The following is a 21,450-nucleotide window of genomic DNA, read 5'->3' on the forward strand; positions in this document are numbered from 1 at the left end:
GAAACAAACCCTACTGTGACAGCTCTCGTTTGATGAATTGACCTGTATAGGATTTCTCAGCAGCAGCCACGTCTTCGGGAGTCCCCTCAGCAACGATTTCTCCGCCCGCATCTCCTCCCTCCGGACCAAGATCAATGATCCAGTCAGCCGTCTTGATGACATCAAGGTTATGCTCGATCACAATAACTGTGTTCCCTTTGTCCACAAGCTTGTCAAGCACGGAAAGAAGCATCCGGATGTCTTCAAAGTGAAGTCCGGTTGTCGGCTCATCGAGAATGTAGAGTGTTTTTCCGGTTCCGACTCTTGAGAGCTCCGTGGAGAGCTTCACACGCTGTGCTTCGCCGCCCGAGAGCGTCGTTGCCTGTTGACCGAGGCGTATGTACCCGAGGCCAACATCGTGCAGTGTTTGCAGATGACGGAGGATGCGTGGGAACTCGCTGAACAGTTCCATCCCTTCGTCAACCGTCATGTCGAGGACATCAGAAATCGATTTACCTTTGAAGTGAACCTCGAGAGTCTCTCTGTTGTATCGCTTCCCTTTGCAGACATCGCAGAGCACGTAAACGTCCGGCAGGAAGTTCATTTCGATCTTCCTGACCCCGTCCCCTTCGCATTCTTCGCATCGTCCTCCCTGCACGTTGAAGCTGAACCTTCCTGCTTTGTAGCCGCGGATCTTCGCCTCTGGCAACTGGGTAAACAGATCACGGATGAGCGTGAAGACCCCTGTATATGTCGACGGATTAGAGCGGGGTGTGCGCCCTATCGGAGACTGGTCGATGTCAATGACCTTGTCGATATGCTCCAGCCCCTTGATCGACTTGAATTGGAGGGGCACCATTCGCGTCCGGTAGAACTTGTTCGAAAGTATGGGATAAAGCGTTTCGTTGATCAGGGTCGATTTCCCCGAACCGCTCACGCCGGTCACGCACACGAAGCGCCCGAGAGGCACTTTCAGCGTGATGTTCTTCAGGTTGTTCCCGGCAGATCCGGTGACAGACAGCCACTTGCCGTTTCCCTTCCGCCGTGCAGCCGGAACATCGATGCTTCTTTTTCCTTTCAGATAGAGGGCCGTGAGCGATTGCCCCTCGAGGCCGTTTCCGGAGCGTTTCAGCTTCTCGTTTCTCACCTTGAGTTCGTGAGGCGCTCCGCAGGTCACGACATATCCGCCATGTTCACCGGCTCCCGGACCAAGATCAACGACGTAATCGGCGCTCAGGATCGTTTCCTTGTCGTGCTCGACGACGACGATGGTATTCCCCAAATCGCGGAGCGATTTCAGCGAGTTGATGAGCTTGATATTGTCGCGCTGGTGAAGACCAATGCTGGGTTCATCCAGGATGTAGAGGACCCCGACAAGCTGCGTACCGATCTGCGTGGCCAGTCTGATTCTCTGACCTTCTCCGCCAGAGAGCGTCCGAGCCGTACGGTTGAGGGTGAGATAGTCGAGCCCGACATTCAGCATAAAGTCGAGCCGCTGCGTGATTTCCTTCAGAATTGGTCGGGCGATCTCACCCTGACGAGACGTGAGGGAAAGCGAAGAAAAGAAACGACGGGCGCTGACGATAGAGAGGGACACTACATCCGGCATTGTAAAAAGCTCTCCGGTCTTTGAATCCTCGAGTTTTATCGAAAGGCTCTCCTTGCGGAGTCTTCCTCCCCCGCACAACTCGCACTGTGTCGTTGTCATGAACGACTCCACCCACTCCCGGATGTTGTTGGAGTTCGATTCCTCATAGAATCGCTTCAGCATATCCATCACACCGCCATACCGGTGCCGGTAGGTGACAGTCTTTCGGCCGTTCTGTGCGTACTCAATTTCGAATTTCTCATCCCCTCCACCGTGCAGCAGGACCTGTTTCGCCTGTGCGGAAAGGTCCATCAAGGGCGTGTCAAATGTGAAACCGTGCTTCTTGGCAACTGCGCGCAACTGACTAAACATCCATGTCGGTCGCGGCTTGCCAAGCGCGGCCAGTCCTTCCTCGTTGATGCTCTTTGTATCGTCAGGGATAACCAGCCGAAGATCAAACGCCTTCTTCTCCCCAAGCCCTTCGCAATTCGGGCAGGATCCGGCGGGGGAATTGAAGGAGAATGAACCGGGCGATGGCTCCTCGTAGCTGATACCGCACACATGGCAGGCGTAGTGGCTGCTGAAAAGCTGATCCTTTTCCCCGTCAAAAACGATCAAGGCCCCGTTGCCGTATCGCAGAGCGACCTCGACAGATTCAGCAACGCGGGACCGGGCGTCCTTCTTAACGGCAAGCCTGTCCACGACGATTTCCATGTTGTGAATCTTGTACCGGTCGACCTTCAGTCCCTCCGTGATCTCCTTGATCGTGCCGTCGATACGAACCCTGACGAATCCATCTTTCAGGATCTGCTCAAAAAGCTCCCGGTAGTGCCCCTTGCGTCCTTTCACAACAGGAGCGAGAATCTGCACTTTGGATCCGACTGGATATTGAAGTAGAGCGTCGATGATCTGATCGACAGTTTGCCGCTGGACCTTACGTCCGCAATTGTAGCAGAACTGCGTTCCAACCCTGGCGAACAGCAAACGGAGAAAATCATAGATCTCCGTCACAGTCCCGACAGTCGAGCGCGGATTGGTACTGACGGTCTTTTGTTCGATCGAAATCGACGGGCTGAGCCCTTCGATGTAGTCCACATCGGGACGCTCCATCAAACCGAGAAACTGCCGAGCGTAGGCCGAGAGGCTCTCGACATAACGTCGCTGTCCTTCCGCGTAGATCGTATCGAACGCGAGGCTCGATTTGCCCGAGCCAGACAGCCCGGTTATCACGATCAACTGGTCGCGGGGCATCTCCACATCGATGTTCTTGAGATTGTGGACGCGCGCGCCCTTCACTATGATCTTGTCTTCAGCCAATGCTCAGTTGCAGGTAGTAGGTATAGGTTTACTATGCATTTTGCGGCTTGCCACATCCCGACGAAGACAGATGGCTTCAGAGCGAGCCAGGTCACGGATTCACGGGGTCATCTGAAGATGGTCTTCAGGGCTTGTGCATCCAGTGGTTCGCCTTCCCGATGGACAGATCGCGGGATCACCCGATTCTTCAGTGGATTCTCTTGCGCTTGTTCAGATACTCAAACAGGGCCCGATCAAACGGCGTCGTGGTATCAAGCAGAACGTAGTCAATTGCATTTTCACGGCATTCCCGCTTGTAGAATTCCAGAAATTCGTGAAAGGACTGCTTGTATGCCGCCTGTATGTGCCACGGCTGGGTCAGCAGCTCCTCCCCCGTTTCCATGTCGCGGAAGACCGCATCCGTGCCAAATGCGAACGAGCGCTCCAGGGGGTCGAGTACCTGCATGACAATGACCTCATTTCTCTTGTGCCGGAAGTGCTTCAGCGCAGTGGATACACGTGCTGGGTCGTCAAACAAATCGCTCAACACGACTACGAGCCCGCGGCGTTTAATCCTCTCTGCGACTTCGTGCAGCGATTGGGCAGTCCCCGTTTTGTTGCCCGTAGTAACATTTTCCAGCTCGCGCAAAATTTGCTGCAGATACAGCTTTGTTGCTCGTGGCGGCAGGTGCGTCCGAACGCGCTCATCATACACTGAAAGGCCGACGGCATCGCGCTGCTCGACCATCAGGTACCCCAATGCAGCGGCGACGTACGATGCGTACTCAATTTTCTTGATATTGCCAGGAGAGGCGTACTCCATCGACTTACTTGCGTCGAGGATGAGATATGACTTGAGATTGGTCTCTTCTTCGAATTCTTTGATATAGTACCGGTCGGTTTTGCCGTATGCTTTCCAATCAATGTGCTTGATCTCATCGCCGGGCATGTAGGGCCGATGCTCCGTAAACTCGACGCTGAAACCGTGGTACGGGCTTTTGTGGAGACCGGTGATGAAGCCTTCGACAACGAGCCGCGCGCGCAGTTCCATGTTCGCGAGCTGAGCGACAACTTCAGGCTGAAGATATTTCAGAGCATCCTGCATAGTTTACTTCGGCAGGGACAGTGTCTTTTTCAATGAATCGAGCTCCTGTCGGGCAGATGAGGCTGCCATGATATCGGGATATCTCTGGAGAAACAACTCGTATGCCGTCTCGGCAGAGTCGGGCGAGTGGAGGTTCCACGCAAGGATCCTTGCCCTCTGATATGCGGCCCCCTGGGCCGTCGGCTCCCCCGGAAATTCCATCGCGAGTTTCGTGTAGAGCGATTCTGCCTTCCTGAACTCTTTCTTCTCCTGCTGATAGATTATTGCCATCGCATACAGGACCTCGGGCATCTTACCGCTTTTCGGGTAGAGTTCGGTCAGTTGTTGAAAATCGCTCAGCGCCGCGTCGAACTCGTCGTTGCCATGGTGGAATGTTGCCGACTTGAGGAGCTCGTCTTCAGTCGGCGGCTTGGAGCATCCCTGCACCGCTGGGAACAGGACGCACAAGAGAAAGATAAAGAATACGATTCTATGCATCATTCAATCCTCGCGTCTACCACATGAATGCCCATCGACGTGAACATCGTCATACGGAACAGAGACAACAGAGACAACCGATGTCAGATCCCGTTCCTTCTCATGACGGCGATGAAGAACCCGTCAGTCCCATCCCGGTGCGGATACAGCTTCGTGTACTTCCCTGAGGCAAATGGAGTGAGATCGAATCTCGATTCACTCAGCGGCGGGCGTTCCAGGGCAAAGTCCGGATGGGCTGAAAGAAATCTCTCCACAATATCTTCGTTTTCTTCCCGAAACAACGTGCACGTAGCATATGCAATCATCCCTTTCGGCTTCACAAGCTGAACGCTCGATTCCAGGATATGCATTTGCTTCTCCGCAACTTCGTGCACCGTCTCTTCTGTAACCACCCACTTCATTCCCGGGTTCCTTCGAAGCGTCCCTATTCCGCTGCACGGCGCATCAAGGAGCACCACGTCAAAATAGTCACTGTAACGATCTGTCAGATCTGCAATATCGTCTACGCGACGGACTCTCACGTTCGAAGCACCGGCACGTCGCAAACGTCGCTGGAGCTCTTCCAGCCGCGTGCTGTGCACATCTGAGGCAACGATTTCACCGCGGTTCTTCATCAATGCCGCAAGCTCGAGTGTCTTGCCGCCGGCTCCGGCGCATGCATCCAGCACTTTTGCTGTAGGTTTCGGGTCAATAAGGAACGGCAGAAGCTGACTTCCCTCATCCTGCACTTCGAAGAACCCGTCGCGAAATGCCTGAAACTGGAACACATTCATTCGTTTTGAAACGGTGAGCCCGAAGGGCGACAACCGGGTGGGCTGCGTCTGAATATCCTCTTCCGCAAGCGATCTCTGGCATTCCTCAACCGTCGTCTTCAACGTGTTCACACGCAGCGTCAAAGGAGCCTGACCGTTGAGGCTCTTACATATCTGCTCCGTCTCCGGTTCCCCGTATTGATCCAGGAGCCTTCGCACAATCCAATCCGGAAAGGAATACTGCTGACCAATCCGTTCCATTGGATCGACCGGCTCCGGGAGATTCGCTTGGGGGATTTCCTGCAGGATCGCATGCAGATGAGGCCTGAGTCTCCCCGACTTGACAGCTTCGGTGACATCGGCGACGTTGAGCGGAGTCCGGCGATCGATTGCCGCGAGATATGTAACAGCGAGGAGCAGAAAGGCGTCCTCCGGGAGCATTCCATCTGCGCGGGCCCCCAGGACCTGGACAAGGATCTTTTCACATCTCCGCAGGTGGCGCAACGTACCATACGCTGTCTCGGCGATAAACCGTCGATCGTGGGAACCCAGGTACTTGTGCGTACGGAAGAAGGTGTCGATGAGATTGTCCGCAGGCCTGCCCGATTCCTGCACGAGCTGGAGCACTTCGCGTGTATGCCCAAGGAGAGAAGAGAACTTCATGGGGTCAAGATACAGAGAAATTGCTCGGCACACAAAAAAGAAATCCCCCTCTCCTCGGAAGGACAGGGGGATCATGGTTGAGCCAGATGCAATTATCCGGCGGCATCTCCTCTGACTTTTGTAATGAATGCCGCTCCCCCGCGCTCATCCGCTATGACCTCAACGTGATCTCCCGATGCAATTTCACCGGCAAGTATTTTTTCAGAGAGCCGATTGACAACGTGTTTCTGAATTGTTCGCTTCAGCGGCCTGGCTCCGAAACTCGGATCAAAACCTGCCCTCGCGAGCCATTCCCTGAGATCTTCAGTAAATTCAAGCGTAATCTCCTTCGCTGCAACAAGCTTCTGCACGACTGCCAGTTGAAGGTCGACGATTTGCCGGATTTCACTCAGAGTAAGTGGCTTAAAGAGAATAATCTCATCGATTCTATTCAGGAACTCCGGACGAATACTCTGCCTCAACAGGTCAAGCAACCGTACCCTGATATCGTCCATCAATGCGTCCCGGTTGTCCTCATTCAGAGTCTGCAGCTTCTCCTGAATCAGGTGAGATCCGAGGTTTGAAGTCATGATGACGATGGTATTCTTGAAATTCACCGTTCGTCCTTTGCTGTCTGTCAGCCGCCCCTCGTCCAGGAGCTGGAGCAGGACATTGAATACTTCCGGGTGCGCCTTCTCGATCTCATCGAGCAGGACGACAGAGTACGGTTTGCGACGAACCGCTTCCGTCAGCTGCCCCCCCTCCTCGTATCCGACATACCCCGGCGGAGCACCAATCAGGCGCGAAACGGAGAACTTTTCCATATACTCGCTCATATCGATACGAACGAGAGCGGATTCGTCATCGAAAAGGAATTCGGCGAGGGCCCTGGCCAGCTCGGTCTTCCCGACGCCCGTGCTCCCGAGAAAGATGAACGAGCCAATCGGCCGCTTTTCATCCTGCAAACCCGCCCGGCTTCGGCGAATCGCATCGGCGACAGCTTTCACAGCGTCCTGCTGATCTACCAACCGCTCATGGATCTTGTCTTCGAGATGGAGGAGCTTTGCCCGCTCGCTTTCCAGCATGCGTTGAACGGGGATCCCTGTCCATTTCGCCACGATCTCCGCTATGTCTTCAGCGTCGACTTCTTCTTTGAGCATCTTCTTGTTCTTCTGCACATCGCCCAATTTGACGGAAGCACCTTTGAGGTTTTTTTCGAGGCCGGCAATGATGCCATAGCGCAATTCTGCAACCCGGCCAAGGTCTCCCTGCCGCTCCTGCTGCTCCGCCTCAAGCCTGGCGCGTTCCATCTCCTCCTTCATCTTCCTTATGGACTGGATGAGTTCCTTTTCCAGCTGCCAGTGCACCCGAAGCTCCGAGCGCTCCTCATTGAGCTGTGACAATTCCTGCGAAATTGCCGCGGACCGTTCCCTGGAGTCTTCATCGCGTTCTCGTTTGATGGCCTCCCGCTCGATTTCGAGCTGCTTGATCCTTCGCTCTACCGAATCGAGTTCTTCCGGCATCGAATCGATTTCAATCCGTAGCTTTGCGGCAGATTCATCAACCAGGTCAATTGCCTTGTCAGGCAAAAACCTGTCGGTAATGTACCGGTGACTCAGTTGAGCGGCAGCTACAATGGCGCCGTCAGTGATGCGCACACCGTGATGGACCTCGTACCGCTCTTTGAGACCTCTGAGGATTGAGATTGTATCCTCGACGGTCGGCTCATCCACCAGCACCGGCTGAAACCTGCGCTCCAATGCAGGGTCTTTTTCGACGTATTTCCGGTATTCATCAATCGTGGTCGCGCCAATGGCCCTCAGGTCGCCCCGGGCGAGCGCGGGCTTGAGCATATTTGCCGCATCCACCGACCCCTGCGCCGCGCCGGCACCGACGAGCGTATGAAGTTCATCAATGAAGAGGATGATCTCTCCATTCGAATCCGAGACCTCCTTGAGTACGGACTTGAGACGCTCTTCGAACTGACCGCGGAAGCTGGTTCCCGCAACGAGCGCTCCCATATCAAGCGCAACGATTCGTTTAGTTTTCAATGTTTCGGGAACATCGCCCTGGATGATCCGCTGTGCAATACCCTCGGCAATGGCAGTCTTGCCAACGCCTGGATCTCCGATCAGCACCGGGTTGTTCTTTGTCCGGCGGGAAAGGACCTGGAGCACCCGGCGGATCTCATCCTCCCTCCCAATCACAGGATCGAGTTTTCCCTTTCGGGCGAGTTCATTCAGATCCCGGCCGAATTTCTCCAGAGACTGATACTTGTCCTCGGGATTCTGGTCGGTCACCCGCTGCGACCCTCTCACATCACGAAGGACTTTGTAGACCGCGTCCTTGGTCACTCCCTGATCCTGAAGAAGCCTTGACGCACCGGAGGATTTTCGGTTTCCATCATCCAGTAGTCCGAGCAGCAGATGCTCAGTGCTGATGTATTCGTCCTTCAGCTGCGCGGCTTCCTTCTGAGCTACCTCGATCGCCTGCCCGAGTGCCGCCGAAAAATGCTGGTTCCCCGCCCCTCCGCCTTGCACCTTCGAGAGCTTCTCGATCGACTCATTGATCTTTATCTTCAGGTAGTTGATGTTGCCACCGATTTTCTGGAGAAGCGGTACAATAATCCCTTCGCCATCCTGAACAAGAGCCGCCAACAGATGCTCCGGCTCGATTGCCTGGTTGCTGTAGCTCGAAGCGATTTCCTGGGCATTCTGTACAGCTTCTTGCGATTTCAAAGTGAATTTGCTGAAATTCATTCTCGTCACTCCAGAGTATAAAAAAGGCGAGGGATCACCTCGCCTTTTTCTTCTTGACCGCGTCTGCAACCTGCAGGCTGCCGGCTAAAGGTGAGGCTACTTGTCGTCCACGACCTCGAAATCGGCGTCTTCGACCTTCTTGCCCTTGTCGGCGCTAGCTTGTTGCTGTTGTTGTTGCTGCTGCTCTTGTCCTTCGGACGGTTGTCCCGTTGTCGGACCAGCCGTCTGTTGTGCCCGTGCTGATTCGTACATCTTGGTTGACGCTTCGTTCCACACGGTATTGAGCACATCCATCTTTGCCTTGATGTCGTTGTGGTTGCCCCCCTTGACAGCCTCGTCAAGTGCAGTCGCTGCGTTCTCAACTTTGGCCTTCACGTCGGCGGACATTTTTTCGCCGAGGTCGGTGAGCTGCTTCCGCGTCTGGAAGACAAGGTTGTCAGCCTGGTTTTTGATCTCGATCTCTTCCTTCCGCTTTTTGTCTTCGGCCGCGTGAGACTGGGCATCGGATTTCATCTTGTCGATTTCTTCCTTGTTGAGCCCGCTGGACGAGGTGATGCGAATGCTCTGTTCCTTGCTCGTCGCTTTGTCCTTCGCCGACACATGAAGAATCCCGTTCGCGTCGATGTCGAACGTTACCTCGACCTGGGGAATTCCCCGCGGTGCGGGCGGAATCCCGTCAAGGTGGAACCGTCCAAGCGAACGATTGTCAATCGCCAGCGGCCGCTCGCCCTGAAGGACATGAATCTCGACCGAGGGCTGGCTGTCGGATGCCGTCGAGAAGATCTCGCTCTTCTTCGTCGGAATCGTGGTGTTGGCCTGGATCATCTGAGTCATGACACCACCCAGCGTCTCGATACCCAGCGTGAGCGGCGTGACGTCGAGCAGCAGAACATCAGTCACATCGCCCGAGAGGACGCCCCCCTGGATCGCTGCCCCGACTGCAACGACTTCATCCGGATTGACTCCCTTGTGTCCTTCTTTTCCAAAGATCTCCTTCACGAGGGTTTGCACCCTGGGCATACGCGTCATCCCGCCGACCATGATCACTTCATCGATCTGGCTTGGATTCAAGCCGGCATCCTTCAGGGCTCTCTCCACGGGGGGAAGGCATCGTTGAATCAGGTCTTCCACCAATTGCTCAAACTTTGCGCGTGTCAGCGTCAGGTTGAGATGTTTGGGCCCGTCAGCGGTGGCCGTAATAAACGGCAAGTTGATTTCGGTCTGCATCAGCTGCGAGAGCTCCATCTTCGCTTTTTCGCCTGCTTCACGCAGGCGCTGAAGAGCCATCGGATCTTTTCGAAGGTCAATTCCTTCCTGTTTCTTGAACTCATCCGCGATATACTCCAGAACCCGCATGTCGAAATTATCACCACCGAGGTGAGTATCGCCATTGGTCGACTTCACTTCGAACACACCTTCGCCGAGCTCGAGGATCGAGATGTCAAACGTTCCGCCGCCGAGATCAAAGACAGCGACCTTTGCATCCTTCCCCTTTTTGTCCATGCCGTACGCCAGAGCCGCGGCCGTTGGCTCGTTAATAATGCGCCGGACATTGAGTCCGGCAATCTCGCCGGCTTCTTTCGTTGCCTGGCGTTGCGCGTCATTGAAATACGCGGGTACGGTGATGACGGCTTCTGTGATCTTCGTCCCCAGATAGTCCTCCGCCGTCTGCTTCATTTTTTGTAGGATCATCGCAGAAATCTCGGGGGGTGAGTAGATCCGATCACCGATTTCAACGCGTGCCGTGTTATTGTCTCCATGGACAACCTTATACGGCACCAGCTTCATTTCCTCATTGACTTCGTTGTAGAAGCGCCCCATGAACCGTTTAATGGAAAAGACGGTATTCTGTGAGTTTGTCACCGCCTGGCGTTTCGCAGCAGCACCGACAAGCCGTTCTCCGGATTTCGGGAAACCCACGACGGATGGCGTTGTGCGAGCACCTTCAGCATTCGCGATAACGACAGGGTCATTCCCTTCCATCACAGCGACAACAGAATTCGTCGTGCCGAGATCGATTCCTATGATTTTGCTCGATTTGGTTGACATGTCTTGATTACTCCTCTTTGGTTGAAACAGCTCTCGTTGCTGCTGGCACTGTTTAGTGACGCTCCTCTTCGAACCAACAAATACGATTGGCCGGGCCCACCCCACCAGCGGACCCGACCGACCTTGAATTCCCTATGCATCTCCGACATATGCTATTTGACCCTGACCTCGATAGGTTTCGGTTTCAACTCCTCTGCTTTCGGGAGAGAGATGGACAATATCCCATTTTCGAAAACCGCTTCGATATTGTCGCTTTTCAGTGTCACCGGCAGGGCGAAGGAGCGCTGGAACGAGCCGTAGATCCGCTCGCGCCTGTTCACGGTCCTCTCCTTCTCTTCCTTCTCCTGATGTTTCTCGCCTTTGATCGTCAGGATATTGGATTCGAGGCTGATCTTCACATCAACCTTATTGACGCCAGGTAGTTCCATCTTGACGATGTAGCCGTTCCCCTGTTCTGCAATATCCACGGCGGGCGTCCAGAAGGAAGTGATGAAGTTCCCGTCGGCTTGTACACCCCCACGGATGAAGTTTCCGAACATCCGATTCATCTCCCGGTGGATTCCGGAGAAGTCAGAGGGCAACCGGTCCAGCTCAGGGGATGAATTCCATCGAATGAGTGTCATGGTGTGCTCTCCTATTTGATTGCGATGGTGCGAACACGTGCCTGCTGCGACTTCGGCAGCACAACCTTCAGTATCCCGTTCTCGAGTTCTGCGCTGATGTTGCTTGCATCGATTTCGACTGGGATCCGAATTGATCGATTGAAATCGCGAATGGCCATTTCTTTGAGGAGTATCTGCGCTTCCTGAGGATTGGCATACGGCGTTCGCTTACCTTCGATGGTCAAGACGTTCTTTTCGAACGTGATCTTCACGTCCTCTTTCTTCACACCAGGGAGCTCAAGGATTGCGAGGTATTCACTTTCGATCTCGGTGATATCCATTGAAGGGACTGAACTTCTGGCAGATTGGTATTCTGTTGGAATGCTCTCCTCGAGGAGTTCATTCATCGTTTTCGGAAAATCGAATTGCAGCAGCATGGTGAGTCCCTTTCTGAGTTTTTGTTTTTGTATGCTTGTGACACACAAGTGGCAATCTGCGTGCCAACAGTCTCTCGTCAATGGAAACCAGTAATTCAGCGTATTTTCAGAGAGTTTGCTCCAGCCGTGAACCAAAGCGCAACGTCAGCCAGCCATTTTGGCAGGATTTGTTCATCACAATTGTCACGCTATTAAGCTATTCTGTCAGGACGACTGAAAATATTTCAGGTCGCCTCCGCGTTTGCTTCAGTTGATTCTGAGGCGTGTTTTAACTATTCTATTTTTCCGCCAAGCACTTCACTTGCACAATCGAATCCATTCACACAATTTGAGGTCTCTCATGCGTCGTCTACTGCTCCTGCTCATTCCTTGCGCTTTGGTGCTCGCACAAAACCCGAAAATTCCGAAAGAAGCACGAGTCGGTTATCAGTCAATCAATGCAAATGACCTCAGCGCCAGACTTCACTTCATCGCTTCACCGGATTTGGAAGGACGGGAGACAACCACGCGGGGACAAAAGATCGCAGCACGGTACATAGCATCGGAATTTCAGCGACTTGGGCTCAAACCAATCGGTGACAGCGGCACGTATTTCCAACGGTTCAACGCGGAGGCCACAAAGATCAGCGACCAATCCAATCTTGCCGTCACGATGAAGCAAGGCAGTTCGAATTTTATGATCGGAAAAGACTTCATCGCCTACTCTGCCCTGGATGCTCCGGTGACAGCTCCCGTCATCTTCGTGGGGTATATGGACGCCAAAGTTGACTCATCGCTCACCAAGGGAAAGATCGTCATGGCATTGCCCGGACGCAAGGAAGACGGCCGCGACACCAGCGTTTCACCTCGTACGCGTATGGGCCTTGTTCGTCTCTTCCCCGGAAGCCTCGCCAGAATCATCATCGCAGATGAATCCGGCCCACTCTCCATTGAGGGACAATCGGCCAGATTCGAAGCGGCTATGAAACGTGGGTCAATGGCGGTCGTCGGCGCCCAGGCACGCCCTGGCCGGGCCACTGGTGGTTTTCCGCCATTGGTAAGCCCCGGCATGGCGACTGCGATTCTGAAGGAAACGGGGAAAACACTTGCCCAATTGCGCCTCTCAGCGTACCAAGATTCTTCGTTTCAACCGATTGCCCTTACTCAAGCGACGGTCACCATCGATATCAAGAACTCGAAAGAGTTGAAGACGACAGAAAACGTGGTTGGATTCATGGAAGGATCCGATCCGAAGTTGAAAGATGAGGTCGTGGCATTTACCGGTCACTACGATCACCTTGGGGTCACTCCGGATGGAGTAGTGTACCCCGGTGCAGATGACGACGGGTCAGGAACCGTGACCGTACTCGAACTGGCAGAAGCATTCACGTCAAATCCTGTCAAACCCAAGCGAAGCATGCTCTTCATGACTGTGGTCGGCGAAGAAAAGGGACTCTGGGGATCCGAATGGTACGTGAACCACCCGATCCTCCCTCTTGAGAAAACCGTCGCAGATCTCAATACTGACATGATTGGCCGGACGGACAAGAAGTATGATGATCTCAAGAGCTCCAACTACGTCTACGTGATCGGATCAGACAAAATCAGTACGCAGCTTGACAGTGTGCTGAAGGCATCAAACAAGGAAACCGAGAACCTCATTCTTGATTACACTTTCAACGACGACAAGGATCCCAATCAGTTCTATCGCCGCAGCGACCACTACAACTTTGCCAAGAATGGAGTCCCGATTGTGTTCTTCTTCACGGGCGTCCATGCCGATTACCATCGGCCGACCGACACGGTGGACAAGATTCTTTTCGACAGAATGGTGCGGATCGTTCGCGTCATCTATGCAACAGGATGGAAAGTCGCCAACATGAAGGGCGGGCTGGTAAAGAACGTCGGCTCTTCCCTGTTCGCGAAGTAACGGGGATGTACACAAAACAAGAGCTCCTCCAGGGATTGGCAACGCAGGTTATCGGGAAGAAGATCTTCGTTTTCGAGACGATCGATTCCACGAACGCTTGTGCGCACACACTCGGTGATGCGTCCGCTGAAGAAGGCGGCGTCGTCGTGGCCAACTTCCAGACAAACGGCCGGGGCCGGTTGGGAAGACCGTGGCACTCCGAGCCTGAATCCAGCCTCTTGTTTTCAGTGTTGCTCCGTCCCGACATTCAGGTCGAATCGTCGGGCCTGCTCACGCTGTATGCGTCGGTTGCGGTGGCACGGGCAATCGAGCAATGCATAGGAGAACCCGTCGAATGCAAGTGGCCAAATGACCTCCTTCTGCACGGGAAGAAGTTCTGCGGCATTCTCCTGGAAAATTCGCTGCAGCAATCCGGACTGGCGTATGCGGTTGTCGGGGTTGGCGTCAACGTGAACCAATCGCAGCTTCCACCCGAAATCTCGGAACGGGCAACCTCCCTGGCTCTTGAAACCGGCAGGGTTCATGACCGAAAAGCTGTGTTCCACGCCATCCTCCGTGAGATGGACGGAATGTACGTGCCGGTGCGCGGCGGAGATTTTTCACTCGCTGTGTCAGAGTGGACAAGACGATGCACCATGTTCGGCAAGACCGTCAAGGTGCAGCAGCACGAACAAGCGATCGAAGGGACGGCCCTGCGGCTGAACCACGATGCAGGCCTCATTATTTCCACTACCTCAGGCATGCTCACGGTCTATGCCGGTGATGTCACACTTGTATCGTGAAAACCAAACGAATACGTCTGAAGGACAGCAACGATGCTCCTCGCAATAGACATCGGTAATACGCATACGGTATTTGGGGTCTACAGGAAGTCTGCACTCATCGCAGATTGGCGCGTGACAAGCATGCTGCAGAGAACAGAGGACGAAGTAGGGACGCAGGTCAGCCTTTTCCTCAGAGAAAAGAAGATCGCCCTGACGGCAATCAAGGGTATCGGCATCTCTTCCGTTGTTCCCAATCTGACTGACATCTTCTCCGCCATGGCCCGGAAGTACTTCAGAGTCGAGCCGTTGAGTATTTCGTCCTCCCTTGACCTTGGGATAAAGATCCTCTATGACGACCCTCATTCCGTCGGGGCTGACCGTATCTGCAACGCTGTGGCCGGGTTTGCTTCGTTCGGAGGCCCGCTGATCATCATCGATTTCGGCACAGCGACAACGTATGACGTCGTCTCCGGCAACGGAGATTATCTCGGAGGCGTCATCGCTCCCGGCATCGAAACATCTGCTGTCGATCTTCACAGGCGCGCCGCGAAGCTGCCAAAGATAGAGCTCCACTTTCCAAAGACGATCATTGGGAAAGACACGGTTTCGAGCATGCAGGCCGGCATTCTCTATGGAGCAGTTGACGCTCTTGAGGGGATGGTGGAGAGGATTCAGGGTGAAATCCGAAAACGTGAACGGAAGGATGCTCTTGTCATTGCTACGGGGGGGTTTTCCCTTCTGATGGCAAGCCGCTCGCGGGCGATTTCGGAGTGCGTCCCTTCCCTTGTTCTCGACGGAGTGCGCATCATACACGAAAGGACAAGCAAACTCAAGAGCCGGGTGTAGCAGAGAGCAAAGTCGTTTCTCCCATTTTGCGGACGCCGTACGGAAGCAAACCGATCTACCCTCGTCAACGCGAAACAGCCTCCTCCCAATTTCCCGGGAGGAGGCTGTGTGTTGAAGAACCCCACTCATTCAGAATCAGATCGTGCTCAACGAACCCCCAGCATCGTTACCGAAGCGTTTGCGAGCTCGACAATCGGAGAGTAGTACAGACCGAACAGAAGTGTCGGCACGACGAGCAGAAGAACGATCGCTATTTCAGGAGCACTGAAGACCAATGGTCCGGCATTCCCTTCAGGATCGCGCAGAAACATGTTCCGCACGACACGGACGTAGTAGTATAGCGAGATGACGCTGTTGATAGCCCCCACCACCGCCAGCCACACCCATTTCGCATCGAGCAACGAAGCGAAGATGAACAGCTTTCCGATGAACCCCGCCGTTGGCGGCAGACCTGCCAGGGAAATAAAGAAGATCACCATCGACACGCCGATGAACGGAGCCCGAAAACCGAGGCCCTTGTACGAGTCGATGTCTTCGCTCCCGGTCTTGTTCGCGACAAGCATCACGACATAGAAAGCACCGAGGTTCATGAACATGTAGACCACGAAATAGATCAGCACTGCCGCAATCCCCTTGTCACTGAGAACGACGATTCCCATGAGCATATAGCCCGCGTGAGCGATACTCGAGTATGCGAGCAGCCGTTTGAGATTGTTCTGCCAGACCGCCACGAGATTTCCAAGCGTCATGGTCAGCACTGAGAGTATCGCGATAATCTTGTTCCACTCGAATCCCTGCAGAACGGACCAGAAGCCGACAGGCAGGCCGAACGCAGTTGAATCAATGAACGAAATCTTGAAGAACCGGATCAGGATAGCGAAGCCGGCTGCCTTCGACGCGACAGACAGGAACGCCGTGATGGTGATCGGAGCGCCTTCATACACATCCGGCGTCCAGAAGTGGAACGGGACCGCAGAGATCTTGTATCCCATCCCAGCGATGATCAGAAGCGTTGCCACGAGCAACGCGATCGGACTGACAGTTCCGGCGGAAAGGGCTCTGTTGATTCCATAGACATCGACTGCTCCGCCTGTGAGTCCGAAAATAATCGAAATCCCATAGAGCATCAGGCCAGTCGAAAGTGCGCCGTAAATGATGTATTTGAGCGACGCCTCGCTGGAGTCGGGGGCTTCCTTCACATAGCCGGAAAGCACGTAGGAACTCAGGCCGGTCAATTCGATGGACAACACAATCATCAGCAAGCTGGTGGCGCCAGCCATCAGGTACATTCCCAATGTCATGGCCACTAACAGGGAGGAGTACTCGACAAGCCGTTTGACGGTCGATTGTACCTCGGCCGAATAGAGCGAAAAGAGGAAGATGATCACCGCACAAACTCCGACGACCAATTTGAAGAACACCGCAAACGGATCGACAGCGATCATGCCGGAGAAAATCGATTGCGAAGTTCCCATTTCCTGCACCGTGAAGACTATGGAAATGAGAATGCCGATCAAGGCGACGAAGAAGGAATACCTGGGCCTCGAGCGGAAGATGACGCCGACAAGCAGCGCCAGACAGAATGTGATCGTCAGGGTAGTTTCAGGGAGAAACTTCGCCAGACTCTGCAAGACTTGGTCTACCATCATATTGTTTTCAGTAGTCGATTCAAAAAGTATTTGCAGAACGTTACACTGGTATCAATGAACCAGCGCAAGAGCGCCTCCACCCTGCTTGACGAATTCAACCAGGTGATTCAACGACGAGGTCATGAGATCGAGCAATAGCGCCGGGTAGAGACCCAAGGCAAGTACGATGATGGCAAGCGGCACGAGCGTGAAAAGCTCCCGGCCATTGATATCGGGAAGCGAAGCCCATTTCTCATTGGGCTGCCCCAGGAACACGCGCTGCAGGGTCCAGAGCATATATGCCGCCGTCAGAACGATACCAAGCGTCGCAATGATCGTCAGCGTGCGGAAAGTCTGAAATGCACCCAGGAACGAGAACGCTTCCGAGATGAATCCGCTCAGTCCCGGCAGACCAAGGGCCGCGAAGAATGCCACGGTCATGATTCCAGTGTATTTCGGCATCGTGATCGCGAGGCCGCCGAAGGCATCGATGTCACGCGTATGGGCACGGTCGTAAATCACGCCAACAATCAAGAAGAGCATCGCGGTGATGGTGCCGTGGTTGAACATCTGAAACACCGCTCCCATCATTCCCTGCGTGTTCATGGCGGACATACCAAGCAGCACGATGCCCATATGGCTGATGCTGGAATAGGCGATGAGCTTCTTGAAATCCTGCTGGGCCATGGCGCAGAGAGCGCCATAGATGATATTGATGAGGGCGACGACAGCCAGAGGCCAAGCGTAGTACATCGCAAGCTCAGGGAATATCGGATAGCTGATACGAAGTATCCCATAGGTGCCCATCTTCAGGAGAACGCCGGCCAGGATGACGCTGATCGCCGTCGGAGCTTCCACGTGCGCGTCAGGCAGCCACGTATGGAAGGGGAAGATCGGAACTTTGATGGCAAACCCGACAAAGAGGGCGATGTATGCCAGATGCCGCCAATACGTTCCCAATCCGGCAAGCAGCGAGCCGGGCTGGAAGTTCGCGGGGTTCATCATCGCCAGCATGTTGAACGTATATATTCTCTCCCCAGTGGTTCCGTCGGGCACCGTGACACTGAAATACAATGCGATCACGGCGAGCAGCATCAGGACACTTCCGAGGAGCGTATACAGGAAGAACTTGATTGCAGCATATTCGCGGCGCGGACCGCCCCAGATGCCGATGAGGAAGTACATCGGAAGGAGCATCACTTCCCAGAACACATAGAAAAGGAAGAAATCGAGCGACACAAATACACCCATCATCCCGGTATCGAGCAGCAGCAGCATTGCCATATAACCCTTGAGAGCCTTCGGGATGTTCCATGAGGCGAACACAGCGATGAAGCTGATGAGGGCCGTCAGCAAAACCATGGGGACGCTCAGACCATCGACTCCAAGGAAATAATCCACGTGTATCCTTCCAAACCACGGTACGCCGCGGACATCGATCCACGAGGCCTTCTCGACCATCTGCATTCCTTCTTGCGAGTTGATGCCGGTCAGACTCCGGTCAAAATGGAAATAAATCATCACCGCAAACACGAGTTGCAGGAATGTCGCCGCCGCCGCCGTCCATTTCATCGCATTCTGATTCTCTTTTGGGATAAAGAGGATCAGGATCATACCGACGATCGGAATGAACGTTATCCAACTCAGAACACCGATTCCCATTAATTCCATTTGTAGTCTACTCCTTCATGAAGTCAAGTCGAACACAATCCGTGCTGCTTTTCAGAATCAAATCTCCGGACTAACGAAACCAGAGGAAAAGAATCATCACTCCGAGGATCACAAATGCAAGATACGTCTGGACCCTTCCGGTTTGCACACGGCGCATCAGCAGTCCAAGGAACCCTGCGAGATAAGCGGTGGCGTTCACAAGGCCGTCCACGATGTGGTTGTCAAATCCTCCAACTCCGACGTAGAAGAGAAAGAAGCTCAAACCGGCAACTGCAAACCCAAGCACAACGTAACCGATGATCGTCCCGATCGCCGCTTCGGCCGGCAGAAGCCCAAACCCGACAATCCATCCGACATACAGCGAGAGAGCAGCGGTGACGGCCATATAGATGATCGAGCTGACGGTGCCTTCTTCCCAGTTCCGTTTTGTCCCCAGCGTCAGTCCCCGCGTCCAGCTCGCCGTTCCATTCACGATACCATCGATAATGTGTCCGTCAAACCAACGGAAGAGTTTCGCGATGCCGACTGTTCCCGAGACGAATGTGGCACCGTAGAGCTCGTCGAACTTCCACTTATTGAGCAGGAACCGGTACAGCGGTCCCGTCCTGGCGGCGATTGCATCTGCATCGATCTTCTTCCAGTAGTAGGTTGCAAAAGCCGCAGCGATCCCGAGACCGGCGACAAGCAAAGACAGGACCATCGCCAGCGAATGGCCATGGTGAACGGTCTCTTCGAATAGCTCTGTTCCGGCAGCAGCAACACTTGCAGGTACAACCGATTCCGGCCTGGGCAAGGCGCTGTAGACCCAGCCGCTGGCTGCACCAAACGGGTTGAAGCTGTAGAATGCGAAGAACGAAAGAACGGCAAACACGATAAGCGGGATCGTCATCGTCTTCGGCGATTCGTGAATCGCTTCAAACCGGTGGTGGTCTTTGTGCTCGCCAAGGAACGTCAGGATCACAATCCTGAACATATAGAAGGCTGTCAGCCCTGCGACGAAGAAGGCAACGATCGGGATGTACCAGCGGCCCGTGAGGTTCGCGTAGGCCAACGTCCCGGCCAGGATCTCATCCTTGCTCAGAAATCCCGATGTAAAGGGAACTCCCGAGATCGCCAGCGTGTAGATCACAAACGTCCAGAACGTGATAGGCATCTTCGATCTCAGGCCGCCCATGTTCCTGATATCCTGGGGATCAGTGTGATGGTCTCCGGCATGATGCAGGGCGTGATGCATCGCGTGTATCACAGAACCCGAACCGAGGAACAATCCGGCCTTGAACATTGCGTGGGTCGTCAGGTGGAAGAAGCCGGCCGTAAAGGCACCGACGCCGAGCCCCATGACCATATAGCCAAGCTGACTGATCGTCGAATACGCGAGAACTTTCTTAATATCGTTCTGAACGATGGCGATCGTCGCGGCAATGAACGCTGTGACGGCACCGATCGCGGCAATGACCATCAGTGCATCGGCGGTCATCATCGGGAAGGTGCGTGCGATCAGATACACACCGGCGGCAACCATCGTGGCGGCATGGATCAACGCGCTGACCGGCGTTGGACCTTCCATGGCGTCGGGCAACCAGACGTGCAACGGGAACTGCGCCGATTTGCCGACCGCACCGCAGAACACCAGGATGCCGGCTGCGGTAAGCCACGCTTCGCTGCCGAAGGGGAGCGTTCCCGCTTTTATCGACTCGAAAATCGTTCCGAAGCTGAACGTGTGAAACGTTGTGAACAAGATCATGATGCCGATGAACATCCCGACATCTCCCACCCTGTTCACAATGAATGCTTTCTTGGCGGCATCGCTCGCAGATTTCTTCTCAAACCAGTGGCCGATGAGGAGGTATGAGCTCAGACCGACGAGTTCCCACGCGACATACATCATGAAGAAGTTGTTCGTCAGGACGATGCCAAGCATGGAAAACGTGAAGATTCCGAGGAAGGCGAAATAGCGTCCGTAGCGGACATCGCCGCGCATGTATCCGATGGAGAACAGGTGGACGAACGCGCTGACGATATAGACCACCAGCAGCATCACGGCCGCCAGGTTGTCGATCATCAGACCGAGTGTCATGGTCATCGGTCCGACGCCAGGGACGTTTCCCCAGTTCACCCATGTAAACGTCGCCTGAATTGTTTCGTCGTGGTAGGAACCCATCTTCACGGCGAAGATCACCGCTGACAGGATCAGGCCAAGGAACACAATCCCCGTCTCGATGATGTCACCCTGCCTCGGGAGGCGTTTATTGAAGAAAATAAGAATCGTAAACCCGAGGAGCGGGAGAAGATAAGCAACAACGCTAAGCTGGATAATCGTGTCGTGAGACATTGTCAGTTTTTGGCTCTACTTGTTCCCGATGGAAATGCCGTCCGTTCAGTCTTTGAGTTGATTGATCTCGTCGACGTTCACAGTGTTGAAGTTCTGGTAGATGTTCAGGATGATTGCCAGGGCGATTGCCGCCTCGGCGGCTGCGAGGATGATCACGAAGATCGCGATGACCTGCCCATCCAGCGTCCCGGTCGTAAACCTTGAGAAAGCCAGGAAATTAATGTTCGCGGCGTTCAGCACCAGCTCGATTCCCATGAGGACCATGATCGCATTGCGGCGCGTCAGGATCGCAAAGACCCCGAGAGAAAACAGGATGCCGCTGATCAGCAAGAAATGGTTCAGACCGGGAGTCTGCAGCCACTGCAGAAATTGTTCAATCGTCATACCGAATACTCCGTTATCACACGCGGCGGAATCAAACCGACGCGCATCATTCGACGCAAGCTACGAAATCTTCTTTTCCCTGCGAGCGATCATCGCAGCACCAACCAGCGATACGAGGAGAATTACCGATGCGACCTCGAACGGCAGGAGGTAGGTGCTTAACAGCATCTCTCCGATTCTTGGCGCCGTTTTCTCGAACCCTTGTGCTTCCGGAGCGATCCTCCAGTCGG

At 54.2% G+C, this 21,450-nt stretch carries 15 protein-coding genes; 3 read left to right on the forward strand and 12 right to left on the reverse strand.

Annotated features, from left to right (window positions below):
• Positions 1-10: 10 nt before the first annotated feature.
• The 8 genes from uvrA to NTU47_10150 form a co-directional block, all read right to left on the reverse strand.
• Entirely contained in the window at positions 11-2,884 is a 2,874-nt protein-coding gene (uvrA, locus tag NTU47_10115; GenBank protein ID MCX6134152.1) for an excinuclease ABC subunit UvrA, read from the reverse strand.
• A gap of 187 nt (positions 2,885-3,071) precedes the next feature.
• Complete coding sequence (locus NTU47_10120) at positions 3,072-3,968, reverse strand: DUF58 domain-containing protein (GenBank protein MCX6134153.1); 897 nt, start codon at positions 3,966-3,968, stop codon at positions 3,072-3,074.
• Positions 3,969-3,971: 3 nt separating this feature from the next.
• On the reverse strand, positions 3,972-4,448 hold the full coding sequence (locus NTU47_10125) for a tetratricopeptide repeat protein (GenBank protein ID MCX6134154.1): 477 nt from the start codon (positions 4,446-4,448) through the stop codon (positions 3,972-3,974).
• 80 nt (positions 4,449-4,528) lie between these two features.
• The gene (gene rsmB / locus NTU47_10130) at positions 4,529-5,860 is read right to left on the reverse strand and encodes a 16S rRNA (cytosine(967)-C(5))-methyltransferase RsmB (GenBank protein ID MCX6134155.1); all 1,332 of its coding nucleotides are present in this window, start codon (positions 5,858-5,860) and stop codon (positions 4,529-4,531) included.
• Between the two features lie 92 nt (positions 5,861-5,952).
• The gene (clpB, locus tag NTU47_10135; GenBank protein ID MCX6134156.1) at positions 5,953-8,598 is read right to left on the reverse strand and encodes an ATP-dependent chaperone ClpB; all 2,646 of its coding nucleotides are present in this window, start codon (positions 8,596-8,598) and stop codon (positions 5,953-5,955) included.
• Between the two features lie 96 nt (positions 8,599-8,694).
• Positions 8,695-10,647, reverse strand: a complete 1,953-nt coding sequence (gene dnaK / locus NTU47_10140; protein ID MCX6134157.1) for a molecular chaperone DnaK — start codon at positions 10,645-10,647, stop codon at positions 8,695-8,697.
• Positions 10,648-10,799: 152 nt separating this feature from the next.
• Positions 10,800-11,270, reverse strand: a complete 471-nt coding sequence (locus NTU47_10145; GenBank protein MCX6134158.1) for an Hsp20/alpha crystallin family protein — start codon at positions 11,268-11,270, stop codon at positions 10,800-10,802.
• Positions 11,271-11,281: 11 nt separating this feature from the next.
• A complete protein-coding gene (locus NTU47_10150; protein MCX6134159.1) occupies positions 11,282-11,686 on the reverse strand; it encodes an Hsp20/alpha crystallin family protein in 405 nt (134 codons plus the stop codon).
• A 340-nt stretch (positions 11,687-12,026) separates the two neighbouring features.
• Here NTU47_10150 and NTU47_10155 point away from each other — a divergent pair, with 340 nt between their 5' ends.
• The 3 genes from NTU47_10155 to NTU47_10165 are packed head-to-tail and all read left to right on the forward strand — an operon-like array spanning position 12,027 to position 15,205.
• A complete protein-coding gene (locus NTU47_10155; GenBank protein MCX6134160.1) occupies positions 12,027-13,595 on the forward strand; it encodes a M28 family peptidase in 1,569 nt (522 codons plus the stop codon).
• A 5-nt stretch (positions 13,596-13,600) separates the two neighbouring features.
• A complete protein-coding gene (locus NTU47_10160; GenBank protein MCX6134161.1) occupies positions 13,601-14,377 on the forward strand; it encodes a biotin--[acetyl-CoA-carboxylase] ligase in 777 nt (258 codons plus the stop codon).
• A gap of 33 nt (positions 14,378-14,410) precedes the next feature.
• A complete protein-coding gene (locus NTU47_10165; GenBank protein MCX6134162.1) occupies positions 14,411-15,205 on the forward strand; it encodes a type III pantothenate kinase in 795 nt (264 codons plus the stop codon).
• A 146-nt stretch (positions 15,206-15,351) separates the two neighbouring features.
• On the opposite strand, the gene NTU47_10170 is transcribed toward NTU47_10165, so the two are convergent.
• The 4 genes from NTU47_10170 to nuoK all read right to left on the reverse strand — a co-directional run bounded on the left by NTU47_10170 (position 15,352) and on the right by nuoK (position 21,220).
• Entirely contained in the window at positions 15,352-16,854 is a 1,503-nt protein-coding gene (locus NTU47_10170) for an NADH-quinone oxidoreductase subunit N (protein MCX6134163.1), read from the reverse strand.
• 51 nt (positions 16,855-16,905) lie between these two features.
• A complete protein-coding gene (locus NTU47_10175; protein ID MCX6134164.1) occupies positions 16,906-18,504 on the reverse strand; it encodes an NADH-quinone oxidoreductase subunit M in 1,599 nt (532 codons plus the stop codon).
• 70 nt (positions 18,505-18,574) lie between these two features.
• Complete coding sequence (nuoL, locus tag NTU47_10180; protein ID MCX6134165.1) at positions 18,575-20,836, reverse strand: NADH-quinone oxidoreductase subunit L; 2,262 nt, start codon at positions 20,834-20,836, stop codon at positions 18,575-18,577.
• Between the two features lie 45 nt (positions 20,837-20,881).
• On the reverse strand, positions 20,882-21,220 hold the full coding sequence (gene nuoK, locus NTU47_10185; protein MCX6134166.1) for an NADH-quinone oxidoreductase subunit NuoK: 339 nt from the start codon (positions 21,218-21,220) through the stop codon (positions 20,882-20,884).
• Positions 21,221-21,450: the final 230 nt, after the last annotated feature.

Source organism: Ignavibacteriales bacterium (assembly GCA_026390595.1).
Taxonomy (GTDB): Bacteria; Bacteroidota; Ignavibacteria; order UBA10030; family UBA10030; genus UBA9647.